Source organism: Vibrio sp. 10N.239.311.G01, from assembly GCF_041465805.1.
GTDB classification, from domain to species: domain Bacteria; phylum Pseudomonadota; class Gammaproteobacteria; order Enterobacterales; family Vibrionaceae; genus Vibrio; species Vibrio crassostreae_C.
Window position 1 is genome coordinate 90820 of record NZ_JBFSRM010000001.1, and the last position, 15961, is coordinate 106780.

Sequence of the window (15961 nt, forward strand, 5' to 3'; positions counted from 1 at the left end):
GCATTAACAGTCATTATACAAGCTTCATAATAACGAGGCGAGTGAAAGCCCAATTGCTTTACTCGCCTCATCTATATTTCAATATTGTTGCCCTTTATAGAGCAACCGAAATGTTGTTAAACGTTATGCCAAGCCTGGGAACAGATTACGTAGACCATTGGCGATGAACTCGATGCCCAATGCGCCAAGAATCAGGCCCATGATACGAGTGATCACGTTGATACCCGTTTGACCTAAAAAGCGAACGATAACCGGCGCTGAACGGAACAAAAGCCAAGAGCATGTTGCGAATGCGATGATACTAATGCCGATGCCGACCGTATCAATAGCAGCAGGGTAGCGAGACCCGTAAACAATGGTCGAGCTGATAGCACCTGGGCCTGCCATTAGCGGCATAGCCAGTGGAACAACACCGATTTGCTCTTTGCTGATGTATTCAGATTTTTCTTGTTTGTTCTGCTTATCTTCACCGAGCTTACCGCTCATCATCGAAAATGCGATGCTCAGTAATAGTAAACCACCTGCAACACGGAATGAGTCCAGCGAGATACTAAACATATCAAGCAGCATTTGCCCCGCAACAAGAGAGACAATGAGGATCACGGCAACAGCAATGTTTGCTTGTAAGGCTGTCCTGTTCCTCTCTTCTGGCGGCATATGAGCAGTAAGAGAAACAAAAACAGGCATGATGCCGATTGGGTTTACGGCAGCAACAAGCCCAAGGAAGAATTGCATAAAAATTGCGAGTTCTAAGCCTTGCATGAGAGCGATCTCCAGTTAGCGTACTTAAGGTTGAAGGGTTGATCTGTGAATAGTTTAGGCGCGTAATGTAAGGGACAAACTCGATTTACGCGAATGAAAAAAACTAACTTGAAATGGGTGATTCTTTTTAGAAAAACTAATTGAATCTCACTTTTGTTTTAAGCCTGTTGCAAGCTAGTTGGTAGTGTTTAATTTTGTAATTTATTATTGAGTAACTGTTAACCGACGCACGAAATTAATAAAAATTATGTCAGAATCTAGCCCGTACAACGGTATGGATATACTCTCAGTAGCACGAATATAGCTGTATACATGTAATTTAACGGACTAAAAATGAAACTTTTTTACAGTTTGTTACGCTATGTAGAAAAAATTTGTCTGTTTGCTTGTTTTTTGCGCGAACGAAAAGTGTGAGTTTAATCTATATAAATCATGCTCTTAAGTTCATTTTTGCGATTGCCTTACTACTTTCTGGTTAATTCTTTTTGGGTAACTGATCTGGGTCAATTTTTTTCACACAGTGAAATAATATACTCAGCCCTGAAAGCAATTTACTAAGAACGTTGGTGTTTAAGGTTAACGGCAAGCAGCGAGTTTAATAAAAAGTTTTTAATATTTATTATTTTAGGAGATCCACCATGCCTGTAACTAACTTAGCGGAACTTGATGCTCTAGTAGCTCGCGTTAAAGCAGCACAAGAAGAGTTTGCAACATTCTCTCAAGAGAAAGTAGATGCAATCTTCCGCGCAGCTTCTCTTGCTGCTAACCACGCTCGTATTCCACTTGCTCAACAAGCAGTTGCTGAATCTGGAATGGGTATTGTTGAAGATAAGGTTATCAAAAACCACTTTGCATCTGAATTTATCTACAACAAATACAAAGACGAAAAAACATGTGGCATCTTAGAAGAAGATGACAACCTAGGCACAATGACTATCGCTGAGCCTGTAGGTATCATCTGTGGTATCGTTCCAACAACGAACCCAACTTCTACAGCAATCTTCAAATCTCTAATTTCTCTTAAGACACGTAACGGCATCATCTTCTCGCCACACCCACGTGCAAAGAACTCAACTAACGACGCAGCGAAACTAGTTCTAGACGCAGCTGTTGCAGCTGGTGCTCCACGAGACATCATCGGTTGGATCGACCAACCATCTGTAGAGCTTTCTAACGCGCTTATGAAGCACGACGGTATCGCACTTATCCTTGCTACTGGTGGTCCAGGCATGGTTAAAGCAGCATACTCTTCTGGTAAGCCTGCTATCGGTGTTGGTGCTGGTAACGTTCCTGTCGTTATCGATGAAACAGCTGACATCAAACGTGCTGTAGCATCTATCCTTATGTCTAAGACTTTCGATAACGGCGTAGTATGTGCTTCTGAGCAAGCTGCAATCGTAGTTAGCGAAGTATATGACGAAGTTAAAGAGCGTTTCGCTTCTCACAAAGCTCACGTTCTATCTAAAGCTGACGCTGATAAAGTACGTAAAGTTCTGCTTATCGACGGCAACCTAAACGCTAAAATCGTAGGTCAACCTGCTCCAGCAATCGCTGAAATGGCTGGTGTTAAAGTTCCTGCTGATACAAAAGTACTTGTAGGTGAAGGTCTTGGTAAAGTTTCTTACGATGACGAATTCGCTCACGAGAAACTATCTCCAACTCTAGGTCTATTCCGCGCAGATGACTTCGAAGACGCAGTTGCTCAAGCGGTAACTATGGTTGAAATCGGTGGTATCGGTCACACATCTGGTCTTTACACTAACCAAGATACTAACGCAGACCGCATCCGTTACTTCGGTGATAAGATGAAGACTGCTCGTATCCTAATCAACATCCCGACTACTCACGGTGGTATCGGTGACCTGTACAACTTCAACGTTGCACCTTCTCTAACTCTAGGTTGTGGTTCATGGGGTGGTAACTCTATCTCTGAGAACGTAGGTCCTAAGCACCTTATCAACAAGAAAACTGTAGCGAAGCGAGCTGAAAACATGTTGTGGCACAAACTACCTAAGTCTATCTACTTCCGTCGTGGTAGCCTTCCAATCGCAATGAGCGACCTAGAAGGTAAGAAACGCGCATTCCTAGTAACTGACCGTTTCCTATTCAACAACGGTTACGCAGATGACGTAGTTAGCTTGCTTAAAGCACAAGGCATCGAAGTTCAAACTTTCTTCGACGTAGAAGCGGATCCAACGCTATCTGTTGTTGAGAAAGGCGCTGAAGCAATGAAGAGCTTCCAACCTGACGTAATCCTTGCTCTAGGTGGCGGTTCTCCAATGGATGCTGCTAAGATCATGTGGGTTATGTACGAGCACCCAGAAACTCACTTCGAAGAACTAGCAATGCGCTTTATGGACATCCGTAAACGTATCTACAAGTTCCCTAAAATGGGTCAAAAAGCTGAGCTTGTATGTATCACTACAACTTCAGGTACAGGTTCAGAGGTTACTCCATTCGCTGTTGTTACTGACGACAAGACTGGTGCTAAATACCCACTAGCTGATTACGAAATCACGCCAAACATGGCTATCGTTGATGCGAACCTAGTAATGAACATGCCTAAGTCTCTAACAGCGTTCGGTGGTTACGATGCAGTAACTCACGCTCTTGAAGCTTACGTATCTGTTCTAGCGAACGAGTACTCAGACGGTCAAGCTCTTCAAGCTCTTAAGATGCTTAAAGAATACCTACCATCAAGCTACAAAAATGGTGCGGCTGACCCAATAGCTCGTGAGAAAGTACACAACGCAGCAACTATCGCTGGTGTAGCATTTGCGAACGCATTCCTAGGTGTGTGTCACTCAATGGCTCACAAAATTGGTGCTGAGTTCCACCTACCACACGGTCTTGCTAACGCACTACTTATCTCAAACGTTGTACGTTACAACGCGAACGATAACCCAACTAAGCAGACTGCATTCTCTCAGTACGACCGTCCACAAGCACGTCGTCGTTACGCTGAAGTTGCTGACCACCTAGGCCTAAGCCAAGCTGGTGACCGTACAGCTCAGAAGATTGAACGTCTACTGACTTGGTTAGAAGAGCTTAAAGTTGACCTAGACATCCCACTATCTATCCAAGCTGCGGGTGTTAACGAGTCTGACTTCATCGCTAAACTAGACGAGCTAGCTGTTGAAGCGTTCGATGACCAGTGTACAGGTGCTAACCCACGTTACCCTCTAATCACTGAGCTAAAAGAAGTTCTAACAACTTCTTACTTCGGCCAACCATACGTTGAAGGCGAAACTTTCGAAGGTACTACAGTTATCCTTAAGAAAGCAGACCAAAAGCCAGCTGAAGCGAAAGCGCCAAAAGCTAAAAAAGAAAAAGCTAACGCATAATAAGTAAGCATTAGTTTTGAGATAAGTTTTCGCTAGCACGATACTTATCTATCGGGAAAAGATGAAAGCCCCAGTCGAGAGACTGGGGCTTTTTTTTTATGTTTGGTTCGTTTGTAAAACGGATTGAGAGGCAATAGCTCTGCTACTTAATATGAGCTGAGCCAGTCATGTTCAATTGGAATAGGGAGTTAAACCTCTGCCGCGACAACTCGCCCACTGAAGTAGTCATTCGAGACAATGTATTCGGTTGTTCTGGTCAGCTCGTCTTGCAGCTGCGCCCAGTGACATCGGTTGAGCTTGCCATCGGAGTTATGAACGGCGGGAACAACGCCACCGACTCGAATGCCAAAGGGAGTCAGCTCTTTCGCCCAACTATGGGTAAAGCCAGTGATCATTGAGTTTGCGCTCTCTAAGCCAGACACATCGTGAAAGTCATCATGAGATATCACATTCACAATCACGCCTTCCTTATCTTCCTCTCGCAATCTCTCAGCACTGATTTGCCCAAATGCGAACAGGGTCGATGCCATCGATGAGAGATCATTAATAAAGCTGCTCACAGGCTGATCGCCAATTAGGCTAGGCATTGGGGAGCTTATCCAGTTATTGACCAGCACATCGGGTGTCGTGTTGAAGGTGGTTTGAATAAAATCATATACGCTGAGAATCGCTTGGCTGTCATTGCCTTTGAGCGTGTAGTGGTAAACAGAGTCAGAAAACCGGGCACACTGTAGATACGTCGCTTTAAGTGCTTCCGTGTCTTTATCACAAAGGATGACGGTGGCTCCAAGGTTAACAAAGTGGTTCGCAATCGCCCCCCCCAGTCGCGAGCCGGCAGATGTCACCAATATGATTGAGCTTTTTATTTCCATCCCAGTACCTAAACAAATCGTCCATGTCGGATAAGGGTGGGTTAAAATTTATACAACGGGTGTGAATTGGTTCAAACTAAGGTGTGCCAATTAATAAGTTTTTATGAACTTAGTGGCACGTCACATTTTGTAGTAACTTCAAGCGGTAACCGACATCAGGTGTTTTTAGGTTGCCTAAGGCTAATGGTTCATATCATTCGTGTGAATACTTTGAAGTGTGCGAGTTAGTCGAAGAAGAGCTATGGATAGACAGCGAAAAAGGGAAAGGTAGGCGACCGCTATACTTGAGCTTGAATTTGATACTGACGTTGCGCGGTGGTTAGCTCATTGTAGAGCGTGGCATGTGGCAAATCAGCTAAATGCTTGTTTGCGAGTTTGCGTCGGTCATGACCAGAAAGGTTTTGGTAAACCTCTTCGGGTAAGTCGGCTGTATCTTCAGGCATGAAGGCAAGCGCTTCAGGTTTCAAGTAATGGCTGAGTTTGGCGCTGGCAAGGCTAGCTTGATGAAAATGATTAGATTGCTGAGCTGAAATCTCATATGAAGACTGGTTTGAACGCAGTTGTTGAGGTTCTGCTACGCCAAATTGTTTGCGCAGGCGATCTTCATTTGTCTCTGTGATTTCAATGGTGTCAATTGGCGTGCAATCACGGACATCATTAGAAAACATAGATAACAGCAACGCGAAATCTGCACGGCGACCTTGCTCAACCGCTTGGCTGATCCCGATGCCGAACTTCAGTTCGTTGATGATTCCTGCTTTGTCTAAAGTATGTATTTGCATGTCGCCTCTCATTGGATACACCTTTAACGGCATGGAGTCGGCAAACTTTAGTGTTTAATTACAGGCAAATAGAGAATTTATGTAGGGTTGGGAAGAAGGCTATCAATAGTTCGAGAAGTAAGCGCTATTGGCGGGTTTATTACGAAATGTTTAGATTTTGTGGAACACGACAGATACAAAAAAGCTCACGCCGAGGGCCGAGGCATGAGCTTTCAATAGATAACTCGCTATAAATAGCGCAGCGTAAGCAATAATTACTTAGCTAGGTTCTCTTCTACGAAAGACCAGTTTACTAGGTTCCAGAATGCAGCCATGTAGTCAGGGCGAACATTGCGGAAATCGATGTAGTAAGCGTGTTCCCATAGGTCAACAGTTAGAAGTGGAGTAACACCTTCTTCTGTTAGAGGAGTAGCAGCGTTAGAAGTGTTAACGATGTCTAGAGAACCGTCAGCTTTCTTAACTAACCAAGTCCAAGAAGAACCGAAGTTGTTGATTGCTGAATCAGTGAATTTCGCTTTGAATTCTTCGAAAGAACCGAATGCAGCGTTGATAGCTTCTGCAACAGCGCCAGTTGGTTCGCCGCCCGCTTTAGGAGCAAGACAGTGCCAGTAGAACGTGTGGTTCCAGATTTGAGCAGCGTTATTGAAAACACCACCAGTAGAAGTCTTAACGATCTCTTCTAGTGTTTTGCCTTCAAACTCAGTACCTGGGATAAGGCCGTTTAGCTTAACAACGTAAGTGTTGTGGTGCTTACCGTGGTGGAAATCTAGCGTTTCTGCTGAGATGTGTGGTTCTAGCGCGTCTTTCGCGTAAGGAAGAGCCGGTAGTTCAAATGCCATTGCTCAATTCTCCATTGATATGAAAGAGTTAACTCTTTCGATTGCTTCCAGTGATATTATTATTCATGGCTCGCTATACTGCCAACCATGGTCAATTTGCTGACTTGCGATATAGTTTAGCAAGTTTTTACTTTATTAAAAGCTTATTTCATTACTTTTGTGTGAATTGTTAGCTTAGCTTGTTAACCGCTTTTTTTATATGGTTTTTATTCTTTTAGTTTGGGGTAGAATAAAGGCAATAAAAGCCGTAATCCATTAACGAGGAAGCAATGGAAACTATCGATAAAATCAAACAGCAAATTGAAGAAAACACTATTCTACTGTACATGAAAGGTTCTCCTAAGCTACCTAGCTGTGGTTTCTCTTCTCAAGCGTCTCAAGCTCTAATGGCATGTGGCGAAAAATTTGCTTACGTAGATATCCTACAAAACCCTGATATCCGTGCAGAGCTTCCTGCTTACGCACAGTGGCCAACTTTCCCACAACTTTGGGTTGAAGGTGAGCTAATCGGTGGTTGTGACATCATTCTTGAGATGTTCCAAAAAGGCGAACTTCAGCCAATCATCAAAGAAGCAGCGGCTAAAGTTGCTGGCGATGACGCTGAATAAGTTCTAGCCTTTGCGCTGAATAGTTAAAATGAGGGGCCTTAATCAGGCTCCTTTTTTGTTTGAATTGATCGAATCATTGACTCGATAAGGAATGAACAATGAACGTAAAACTTCATTATGTGCATGATCCAATGTGCAGCTGGTGTTGGGGTTACAAGCCAACACTTGAGTTATTGAAACAACAATTGCCTGCGAGCATTGAGTTTAACTATGTAGTGGGTGGTTTGGCCCCGGATTCTGATGAGCCAATGTCAGAAGAGATGAAAGGCAAGCTGCAAGCGATTTGGAAGCAGATCGAAGCTAAGTTGGGTACTGAGTTTAACCATGATTTTTGGACAGAGTGCCAACCTGTTCGCAGTACTTACCCTGCGTGCCGTGCCGTGATTGCTGCAGGTTTTCAAGACCACTACGAAGCGATGCTTGAAGCGATTCAACATGCTTACTACCTTCGTGCGATGTTGCCACATAGCCAAGACACACATTTGCAGTTGGCTGAAGAGCTAGGTATGAATGTTCAACAGTTGGAAAATGACCTTTCTAGCAAGTTATTGGAAAGTGAGTTAGATGACCAGCTAGGCTTTAAAGAAGCGATGGGTGTATTTTCTTACCCGACCTTAATGCTTGAAGTGAACGGCATCTTTAGTGAAGTTGAATTGGATTATCATTCAACGGAAGCGACGCTTAAGTCTATTCGCGAAATTTTAGTGAGTAATGCTCCCGCTGCGTAATTCAGCGAGAGTCATCTGTATTCGCAATGATTTCTAAGGCTTACTCATCAGAGTAAGCCTTTTTTGTTTGGTGTCGCTAGTTCAATGAGAGTGAGCGGAAGGAAGAGTAGAATGAATCTCAGAGACAAAAAAGACCGCACGAGGCGGTCTTTATAAAAGTGAGCGTAGGACTGTTTAACTACAGAACCTAATTACAGAACCATGGCTGCAATCCAACCGAATACGATCAGTGGGATGTTGTAGTGCAGGAACGTCGGTACTACGGTTTCCCATACGTGCTCGTGTTGACCATCAGCATTTAGACCAGACGTTGGACCTAATGTTGAGTCAGAAGCCGGAGAGCCCGCATCACCAAGTGCAGCAGCTGTACCTACTAGAGCGATTGTTGCCATTGGCGAGAAGCCAAATGCTGCTGCTAGTGGAACGTAGATAGTTGCAAGGATTGGAATCGTAGAGAACGAAGAACCAATGCCCATAGTAACCAATAGACCAACAATTAGCATAAGTAGTGCTGCTAGAGGCTTGTTGTCGCCGATGCTTGTTGAAAGTGCTTCAACCAGAGATTCAACGCCACCTGTTTGCTTCATAACTGCCGCGAAACCTGCTGCTGCAATCATGATGAAACCGATCATTGCCATCATGTGAACGCCCTTGGTGAAGACATCTTGTGTCTCTTTCCAAGCAATAACGCCACCGAAGGTAAATACCATGAAACCCGCTAGAGCACCGATGATCATAGAGCCAGTCGATAGTTGAACTGTTAGCGCTGCTACGATACCAGCTGCTGCTACTAGGATGTGCTTCTTGTTGATCTCTTTCACTTCTGTTGAAACAACAGTGTGAGAGGTTTCTTTGTATTGGCGAGGCTTACGGTAAGTAAAGAATACTGCAGTAAGAAGACCGAAGATCATGCCCGCAGCGGGTAACAACATCGCCATTGGCACTTGGCTTGCTACTACGTTTTCAAGACCATTGTCGTGAAGGTTTTTAAGCAGAATGTTGTTTAGGAAGATGCCACCAAAACCAATCGGTAGCACCATGTAAGGTGTAATCAGACCAAAAGTAAGTACACACGCAACTAGACGGCGGTCTAGGTTCATTTTTGCGAATACGCCTAGTAGAGGTGGGATTAAGATTGGGATGAAGGCGATATGTACTGGAATCACGTTTTGCGAAGACATGGTCACTAAGATCAACGACGCAAGCATGCCGTATTTAAGACCAGTCGATGCCGCACTGTTCTCTTTGCCGTGAATGCGTTTGATAACACTTTGAGCAAGGAGATCTGTGATACCAGAACGTGAGATAGCAACAGCGAATGTACCAAGCATAGCGTAGCTAAGTGCAATCGTTGCACCGCCGCCTAATCCACTTTCGAAAGCCGCGACTGCGTCGTTCAAGCTCATACCAGAGGCTACGCCACCGATAATTGCACTGAACGTCAGAGCAACGACTACGTTTACGCGCATCAAAGCTAAAACAAGCATGATGCAAACTGAAATTACAACAGGATTCATATTATTCTCGGGATGTTGTGTTTTTTATGAAGGCAATACGAAAAAACGTTTACCGACTCTATTTTTTATTCTTCGTCAACAAGAGGCCAACCACCAAGGGCTTTCCATTTGTTTACAATGCCGCAAAATAAATCTGTGGTTTTTTGCGTATCATACAAAGCAGAGTGTGCTTCTTTGTTGTCAAATTCCATCCCTGCAGTGCGGCAAGCTTTAGCCAAAACGGTTTGACCGTAGGCAAGACCACTAAGAGCTGCAGTGTCAAAAGTAGCAAATGGATGGAAAGGGACGCGTTTAAGCTTACAGCGCTCACTTGCCGCATTAACGAAGTTCAAATCGAATGTAGCGTTGTGAGCAACCATGATTGCGCGACTGCAATCTGAAGCTTTTTGTTCTTTTCTCACTAGCTTGTAGATTTCTTTAAGGGCTTCTTGTTCCGACACAGCACCACGTAATGGGCTAAATGGGTCTTTAATTCCGTTAAAGTCTAATGCTGCCCGCTCTATATTTGCGCCTTCAAAAGGCTCAATGTGAAAATGAAGCGTTGATGCAGGGTGCAGATCTCCGTTCTCATCCATTTTTAATGTAATGGCACAGATTTCTAATAATGCATCGGTTTCAGCGTTAAACCCTGCGGTTTCCACGTCGATGACCACTGGAAAATAGCCGCGAAAGCGTTTTTTTAGGGTCAGAGCTTCGTTTTCTACAGTCATGTTAGCCCAAATAAGTGTGATTAAGGCTGCATTATTGCAGATAATAGCAGTGATAAAAACTAGGGAAGGGCAATAAATCTTAAATTACCTAACCCATTGCGGCTTGATAATTGCATATTTAAACGTGAGAGAAAAATGCGGCAATTGGCTGCATTGTTAAACGAATTGCTTAAGAGATACTCCACTTTATGAAGAAACAACTCATAACAGGTTCAATGCTATTTTCGCTACTTGTGTCGTCATCGGTCATGGCACAAGAAAAGCGTTACGGAGCATCTCCTCAACAGTCGACATGGGAGATGGTAGCCAACACGCCACTTGAATGTCGCTTGGTCCACCCAATTCCAAACTTTGGTGATGCTGAGTTCTCATCTCGCGCGAGTAAAAAAATCATTTTGGACTTTGAGCTTAAAATGCGCCGTCCAATGGGTGCGACGCGCAATGTAAGCTTGATCTCTATGCCGCCACCTTGGCGTCCGGGTGAAAGTGCTGATCGTATGACAACCATTAAGTTCTTCCAGCAATTTGACGGCTATGTCGGCGGTCAAACAGCTTGGGGCATCTTGAGTGAGTTGGAGAAAGGGCGTTATCCGACATTCAGCTACCAAGAGTGGCAGAGCCGAGATCAACGTATCGAAGTGTCGTTGTCGTCGGTGTTGTTCCAAGAAAAATACAATGTGTTCAGTGACTGTGTTGCTAACCTGCTGCCTTACAGCTTTGAAGATATCTCTTTCACTATTTTGCATTACGACCGCAACAGCGACCAGCTGAACAAGTCGTCGCGCAAAAGGCTGAGCCAGATTGCCGATTACGTTCGCTATAACCAAGACATCGACCTTGTGCTGGTGGCAACGTACACCGACTCTGTCGACAGCAAAGGTATTAGCCAAAACCTGTCAGAACGAAGAGCTGAGTCTTTGAGAGAGTACTTTAAATCACTTGGTTTGCCGGAAGATCGCATTCAAGTGCAAGGCTATGGTAAGCGTCGCCCGATTGCGGACAATAACTCGCCAATTGGTAAAGATAAGAACCGACGTGTTGTGATCTCTTTAGGTCGCACACAGGTTTAAGCTAAACAACAGCTTGTTTTGAAATGACAAAGCCCGTCTTGATGACGGGCTTTTTTATGTTTTAAATTTGGAGTCGTTGTTTTAACGGAACTTGTTTAATTCAAGCGGAAGCGGGCGATCATTTCACAGTTGGTCGCGGTATCGATCTTTTCCACCATAGAGGCAATTTTAGGGTTTGGGTGGCGTTTCATGAAATCGATCAGCGCTTTCTTACAGCAACCAATAGAATCGATAAAGCTTGAACATTGAGTATTAGGGCACTGAGGGATCAGTGTGAGTACCTTTTCGGAAGCCAGTTGAAGATACTTGAGCTCGTATTCAGTGTCGCCAGCCCAACGCCAGAATTGAGCAAGATTGTGGCAAGAAATCACCGAGATCAGTAAGCGTTCATCGGCTTGAATATCGGTGCGTTCTGTAATTTCTTCACTTAAGTTCAAAGCCTGCTGATAATGAAGAATACTTCGTACAGGATCGTCGAGCTGCAATGCAGTATCGGCAAGTAACGTGTGTTTTTCCCATTCGCTAATCATTGTATTACCTCACTAATCAATAGGTGGTTAATTTAAATGATAATCATTATCATGTAAAGTTTCATCAATGAGATTGTTAAGAATAATTGGTAAAGAATATCGATTATGGTGAGAGTGATAAAAAAGAAGCGAGCATAGTGCTCGCTTCGTTTTTCATTTCTTCAGGCGTTCAAACCCAACTTCTCAAAGAGGTTAAGGAATTAACCTTCTAGACCTGCGCTTGCTTGTTTGTTCTGAATCAGCTCAATCATGTAGCCGTCAGGGTCTTTTACGAATGCAATGTGAGTAGAACCGCCTTTTACAGGGCCGGCTTCACGAGTCACGTTACCGCCAGCGGCTTTAATCGCGTCACACGTAGTGTAGATATCATCAACACCGATCGCTACGTGACCGAAAGCTGAGCCTAGGTCGTATTCAGTTGTGCCCCAATTGTAAGTTAACTCAATAACAGCACCTTGAGATTCGTCACCAAAGCCAACAAAAGCCAGTGTGTATTCGTACTCTTTATTTTCGTTCTTACGTAATAGCTGCATGCCCATTACATTGGTGTAGAACTCGATAGACTTGTCTAGATCACCCACGCGTAGCATGGTGTGTAAAATACGACCGTTTGACATGATTTGCTCCTAGCTTGTTATTGGTTGTTTCTTTTATAGCACTATATATGAGCAAGCTCATAAGCAACACCAAAGAGATGATGAGTTTGGTCATATTTTCTTATTCTCATCATCTATCTTACTCTCCCCCTCTGCCTTTTTTCTTATTTGTATTACAAGAAATTAAAGAGCGACGGCCTTATTAATTTGTCAGTCACTAGCGCTTAATTCGCAGTTTTGCATAAATAGTAAGTTTGAGTGTTGGTCTTTTTTGTAATGGCCAAGAATGGCCTTGGTTGTTGAATTGTGACTTATATCTCCATCTTGTTGCTGATTTCCTTTCGTTTTTACAATTGGCATCTAACTTTCCATTTTATCAATTTATGATTACGCCAACATCTCCCTGTTTATAGAAAGGTTATTCCGATGTTTTACTTCGTTATTAAGGAATTTTCGATAAAATAAGCCGATAACCAATGGTTTTTACGAAAGTGCAAAGGGTGTCTATTTTTTGTGCTTATCTTTTTTAAACAATAGTTTGGGCTTGTATTGTTTGTTTTATGTTTGATGTTTGATGTGGTTGTGTTTTCAAAGTAGTTGTCAAGTGTGTATCAAGTGTATCTTTTGCGATCTTTGCTAAATAGACAATCCTTACTATATAGTTTTTCAAGCGCACCAAATCGACTAAATATTCACTTTTGATTTGTGCGATTTTTCTATCACATAAGAATAAGTATTATTTTATTACATTAGCCTCGGCGTGAGGCATTGATGTGGAGTACTCAAATGACGAGTAAATGGTTTACACAACAAAGTTCAGATGTTTTAAACGAACTGAACGCAGATCAAACGACAGGTTTATCAACTTCTGAAGCGGATGCACGCTTAGAGAAGCACGGCACTAACGAACTGACTGCACAAGAGTCAGCTTCTGCGTGGGAACTGTATATTCATCAATATAAAAACCCACTGATTTTTATTCTAGCTGTTGGTGCAATCGTTTCTTGGTCTACTGGCCACGCGATTGATGCTATGGCTATTGCAGTGATTATCCTTATCAATACTGGTATCGCGTTCTGGCAAGAATTTAAAGCTCAGAAAGGGATGGAAGCGCTAAAAGAAATGGCAGCTCCAGAAGCCGAAGTGATGCGCGATGGTAAATGGATCAGTGTTCCAGCTAAAACCCTCGTTCCTGGTGACATCATCAAAATTAATACTGGCGATATTCTGCCTGCTGATGTTCGTATTCTTGAGTCAAACCGTCTGACGGTAGATGAGGCTGCACTGACCGGTGAATCTGAGCCAGTGAATAAGCAGTCTGAACGCCTTGAAGATGAGACCCTTGGTCTTGGCGATCAGAAGAACATGGGCTTCATGACAACAATCGTGACTACAGGTACAGGCCTTGCTGTGGTAACAAGCACAGGTATGCAAACTGAAGTTGGTCACATCGCTGATATGATGAACCAAACGGAAGAGACGAAAACACCAATGCAAGAGCGTATGGACACCATCGCACTCGCATTATTGGTTGTTGCTCTTGTGGTTGTTGCTATTGTTTGTGCTATCGGTGTTTACCACGGTATGCCATGGTTAGAAATCCTAACAACAGGTATCTCTTTATCGGTTGCCGCTATTCCTGAAGGTTTACCAACGGTGGTTACTATCGTATTAACGATGGGCTCGACTAAGATGGTTAAGAATAATGCTTTGGCTAAACAGCTAGCAGCAATCGAAACGCTTGGTTCTACAACCGTTATCTGTTCAGATAAAACCGGTACGCTAACACAAAACCAAATGCAGGTGATGAAAGCGTACGATGTGTCTGGTCGTTACTGGGATGTGTCAGGTAAAGGTTTTGATCCTAAGGGTGAATTCATTACCAAAGGTCACAATGTCGAAGCGACAAACAGCCCTGCAATGATGAAAGGTCTTGTTGTTGCAACGCTTTGTAACGATGCTGAATATGTAAATGCTGATGGTAAATGGACGGTTCGTGGCAACCCGACAGAAGGTGCACTAATTGTTGCAGCTGCAAAAGCAGGTCTTAAACAAGATGAAATGCTATCAACGGGTGGCTACTCAATCGTTAAGAAGTTCCCGTTCGATTCTGGTCGTAAGATGGCTTCTGTTATCGTTCGTGACCCACAAGGTAAGCACTTCCTAGCATTGAAAGGTGCGCCAGATGTTGTTCTTGGTAAATCAACCAGCTTCATGGTTGACGGTGGTTTCGTACCAACGATTGGCTGTGAAGTTTCAGGCAACTTGGCTCTCGATACCGCACCGTCTCAAGAGCTTCATTTAAACTTTGAAGCGGCAATCCAAACCTTTGGTGGTGATGCTCTGCGTACACTTGCCGTTGGTTTCCGTGAATTAAAAGAAGAAGAGCTTGAGTTAGATTTCCCTGAGCTTGAAAAAGACGTCAGCATCCTGGGTATCTATGGCATCATGGATCCACCACGCCCAGAAGTACGCGATGCAGTAAATAGCTGTTATAGCGCTGGTGTTCGTACGGTAATGATTACCGGTGACCACGCAGTCACGGCAGCAGCGATTGCTCGTGAAATCGGAATCATCCGTAGCGAAGACGATCTAGTGGTAACGGGTGCTGAGCTTGACCAAATGGATGACGAGAAGCTGTTGTCTATCTGTTCTCAGGTTGCAGTATTTGCCCGTGTTACTCCAGAGCACAAGCTGCGTATCGTAAAAGCGCAGCAAGAGAACAATGAAGTTGCCTCTATGACCGGTGACGGCGTGAACGATGCGCCAGCACTGCGTCGTGCAGACATTGGTGTTGCGATGGGTATTACAGGTACGTCTGTTGCGAAAGACTCAGGTGACCTTATCCTGTTGGATGACAACTTCAGTACTATCGTGAAGGCGGTACGTCAGGGTCGTCAAATTTTCGATAACCTACGTAAGTTTATCCGCCAAGCACTTACAGCGAACGTGGGTGAGGTTTCGGTAATCCTATTTGCATTCCTACTCATGGGACCAGATGTAGTACTTCCGCTAACTCCACTAATGATTTTATGGGTTAACCTCGTTTCTGATGGTCTACCAGCACTCGCACTCGGTGTTGAGCCAGAAGAGAAAGATCTCATGGAGCGTAAGCCAGGCAAACGTGACCAAGGCTTCTTCTCTAATGGTCTAGGCGCTCGTATCCTAACTCGTGGTCTCGCATTAGGTGGTCTAAGCTTTGTGACATTCTCTTACGCACTCGACGGTGGTTACAGTGCTCAATACGCACAAACCGTTGCGTTTTTAACACTGATCTTTGCTCAACTTTGGAGCTTGTTCGATGCACGTACGTTTACAACGATTTATCGTAAGAATCCGTTCACTAACCACTACCTACTTGGTGCGGTGGCAGTATCGGCTATCTTGTCTTTAAGCGTTGTGTACACAAGCTTCGGTCAGTTGGTATTCAGCACAGAAGCGCTAGAGTTTAATCACTTAATATCGTTAATCTTCATTGCAGCAGTACCAACATTTGTTCTATCTGCTATCAAAGAAGTGACTAAAGTGGAGTTTATCTAAGACAGACTTCTTAGCTAAATAATTGAATCCCGCCATAAAAGGCGGGATTTTTTATGCCTGTTG

General features: G+C 43.8%; 13 protein-coding genes. 5 read left to right on the forward strand and 8 right to left on the reverse strand.

Features of this window, described 5'->3' with window-relative positions:
- Positions 1-123: 123 nt before the first annotated feature.
- Positions 124-762: a YchE family NAAT transporter gene (locus AB6D06_RS00410; RefSeq protein ID WP_004734056.1), complete on the reverse strand. Its 639-nt coding sequence runs from the start codon at positions 760-762 to the stop codon at positions 124-126.
- 638 nt (positions 763-1400) lie between these two features.
- On the opposite strand from AB6D06_RS00410, the gene adhE reads away from it, so the two are divergent.
- On the forward strand, positions 1401-4106 hold the full coding sequence (adhE, locus tag AB6D06_RS00415) for a bifunctional acetaldehyde-CoA/alcohol dehydrogenase (protein WP_017061183.1): 2706 nt from the start codon (positions 1401-1403) through the stop codon (positions 4104-4106).
- A 188-nt stretch (positions 4107-4294) separates the two neighbouring features.
- Here adhE and AB6D06_RS00420 read toward each other — a convergent pair whose 3' ends face one another.
- From AB6D06_RS00420 to sodB, 3 genes are all read right to left on the reverse strand, one after another.
- Positions 4295-4978, reverse strand: coding sequence for an SDR family oxidoreductase (locus AB6D06_RS00420; protein ID WP_017061182.1), 684 nt, complete (start codon positions 4976-4978; stop codon positions 4295-4297).
- Between the two features lie 278 nt (positions 4979-5256).
- Positions 5257-5760 (reverse strand): VC2046/SO_2500 family protein, encoded by a 504-nt coding sequence (locus AB6D06_RS00425; RefSeq protein WP_372109813.1) that lies wholly within the window; start codon positions 5758-5760, stop codon positions 5257-5259.
- Between the two features lie 254 nt (positions 5761-6014).
- A complete protein-coding gene (gene sodB / locus AB6D06_RS00430; RefSeq protein ID WP_004734050.1) occupies positions 6015-6599 on the reverse strand; it encodes a superoxide dismutase [Fe] in 585 nt (194 codons plus the stop codon).
- A 269-nt stretch (positions 6600-6868) separates the two neighbouring features.
- On the opposite strand from sodB, the gene AB6D06_RS00435 reads away from it, so the two are divergent.
- Together AB6D06_RS00435 and AB6D06_RS00440 are read left to right on the forward strand one after the other, a co-directional pair.
- Positions 6869-7207 carry a Grx4 family monothiol glutaredoxin gene (locus AB6D06_RS00435; RefSeq protein ID WP_004741702.1) on the forward strand — a complete coding sequence of 113 codons (339 nt, stop codon included), beginning with the start codon at positions 6869-6871 and terminating at the stop codon, positions 7205-7207.
- A gap of 98 nt (positions 7208-7305) precedes the next feature.
- On the forward strand, positions 7306-7935 hold the full coding sequence (locus AB6D06_RS00440) for a DsbA family protein (RefSeq protein ID WP_372099925.1): 630 nt from the start codon (positions 7306-7308) through the stop codon (positions 7933-7935).
- A 191-nt stretch (positions 7936-8126) separates the two neighbouring features.
- Here AB6D06_RS00440 and AB6D06_RS00445 read toward each other — a convergent pair whose 3' ends face one another.
- Positions 8127-9452: a Na+/H+ antiporter family protein gene (locus tag AB6D06_RS00445; protein WP_029235135.1), complete on the reverse strand. Its 1326-nt coding sequence runs from the start codon at positions 9450-9452 to the stop codon at positions 8127-8129.
- 65 nt (positions 9453-9517) lie between these two features.
- Entirely contained in the window at positions 9518-10162 is a 645-nt protein-coding gene (gene rnt / locus AB6D06_RS00450; RefSeq protein WP_372099923.1) for a ribonuclease T, read from the reverse strand.
- Between the two features lie 188 nt (positions 10163-10350).
- Between rnt and motY the strand changes: the two genes are divergently transcribed.
- Positions 10351-11232: a flagellar protein MotY gene (gene motY / locus AB6D06_RS00455; protein WP_017063457.1), complete on the forward strand. Its 882-nt coding sequence runs from the start codon at positions 10351-10353 to the stop codon at positions 11230-11232.
- Positions 11233-11327: 95 nt separating this feature from the next.
- Here the strand turns inward: motY and AB6D06_RS00460 are convergent, their stop codons facing one another.
- On the reverse strand, positions 11328-11762 hold the full coding sequence (locus tag AB6D06_RS00460) for a DUF2753 domain-containing protein (RefSeq protein WP_004734047.1): 435 nt from the start codon (positions 11760-11762) through the stop codon (positions 11328-11330).
- A 200-nt stretch (positions 11763-11962) separates the two neighbouring features.
- On the reverse strand, positions 11963-12379 hold the full coding sequence (gene gloA / locus AB6D06_RS00465; protein ID WP_004734046.1) for a lactoylglutathione lyase: 417 nt from the start codon (positions 12377-12379) through the stop codon (positions 11963-11965).
- 765 nt (positions 12380-13144) lie between these two features.
- On the opposite strand from gloA, the gene AB6D06_RS00470 reads away from it, so the two are divergent.
- Complete coding sequence (locus tag AB6D06_RS00470; protein ID WP_372109814.1) at positions 13145-15898, forward strand: cation-translocating P-type ATPase; 2754 nt, start codon at positions 13145-13147, stop codon at positions 15896-15898.
- Positions 15899-15961: the final 63 nt, after the last annotated feature.

Coding starts and splice junctions, on each gene's coding strand:
- AB6D06_RS00410 (WP_004734056.1), bottom strand. CDS start 762: ATGCAAGGCTTAGAACTCGCAATTTTTATGCAATTCTTCCTTGGGCTT.
- adhE (WP_017061183.1), top strand. CDS start 1,401: ATGCCTGTAACTAACTTAGCGGAACTTGATGCTCTAGTAGCTCGCGTT.
- AB6D06_RS00420 (WP_017061182.1), bottom strand. CDS start 4,978: ATGGAAATAAAAAGCTCAATCATATTGGTGACATCTGCCGGCTCGCGA.
- AB6D06_RS00425 (WP_372109813.1), bottom strand. CDS start 5,760: ATGCAAATACATACTTTAGACAAAGCAGGAATCATCAACGAACTGAAG.
- sodB (WP_004734050.1), bottom strand. CDS start 6,599: ATGGCATTTGAACTACCGGCTCTTCCTTACGCGAAAGACGCGCTAGAA.
- AB6D06_RS00435 (WP_004741702.1), top strand. CDS start 6,869: ATGGAAACTATCGATAAAATCAAACAGCAAATTGAAGAAAACACTATT.
- AB6D06_RS00440 (WP_372099925.1), top strand. CDS start 7,306: ATGAACGTAAAACTTCATTATGTGCATGATCCAATGTGCAGCTGGTGT.
- AB6D06_RS00445 (WP_029235135.1), bottom strand. CDS start 9,452: ATGAATCCTGTTGTAATTTCAGTTTGCATCATGCTTGTTTTAGCTTTG.
- rnt (WP_372099923.1), bottom strand. CDS start 10,162: ATGACTGTAGAAAACGAAGCTCTGACCCTAAAAAAACGCTTTCGCGGC.
- motY (WP_017063457.1), top strand. CDS start 10,351: ATGAAGAAACAACTCATAACAGGTTCAATGCTATTTTCGCTACTTGTG.
- AB6D06_RS00460 (WP_004734047.1), bottom strand. CDS start 11,762: ATGATTAGCGAATGGGAAAAACACACGTTACTTGCCGATACTGCATTG.
- gloA (WP_004734046.1), bottom strand. CDS start 12,379: ATGTCAAACGGTCGTATTTTACACACCATGCTACGCGTGGGTGATCTA.
- AB6D06_RS00470 (WP_372109814.1), top strand. CDS start 13,145: ATGACGAGTAAATGGTTTACACAACAAAGTTCAGATGTTTTAAACGAA.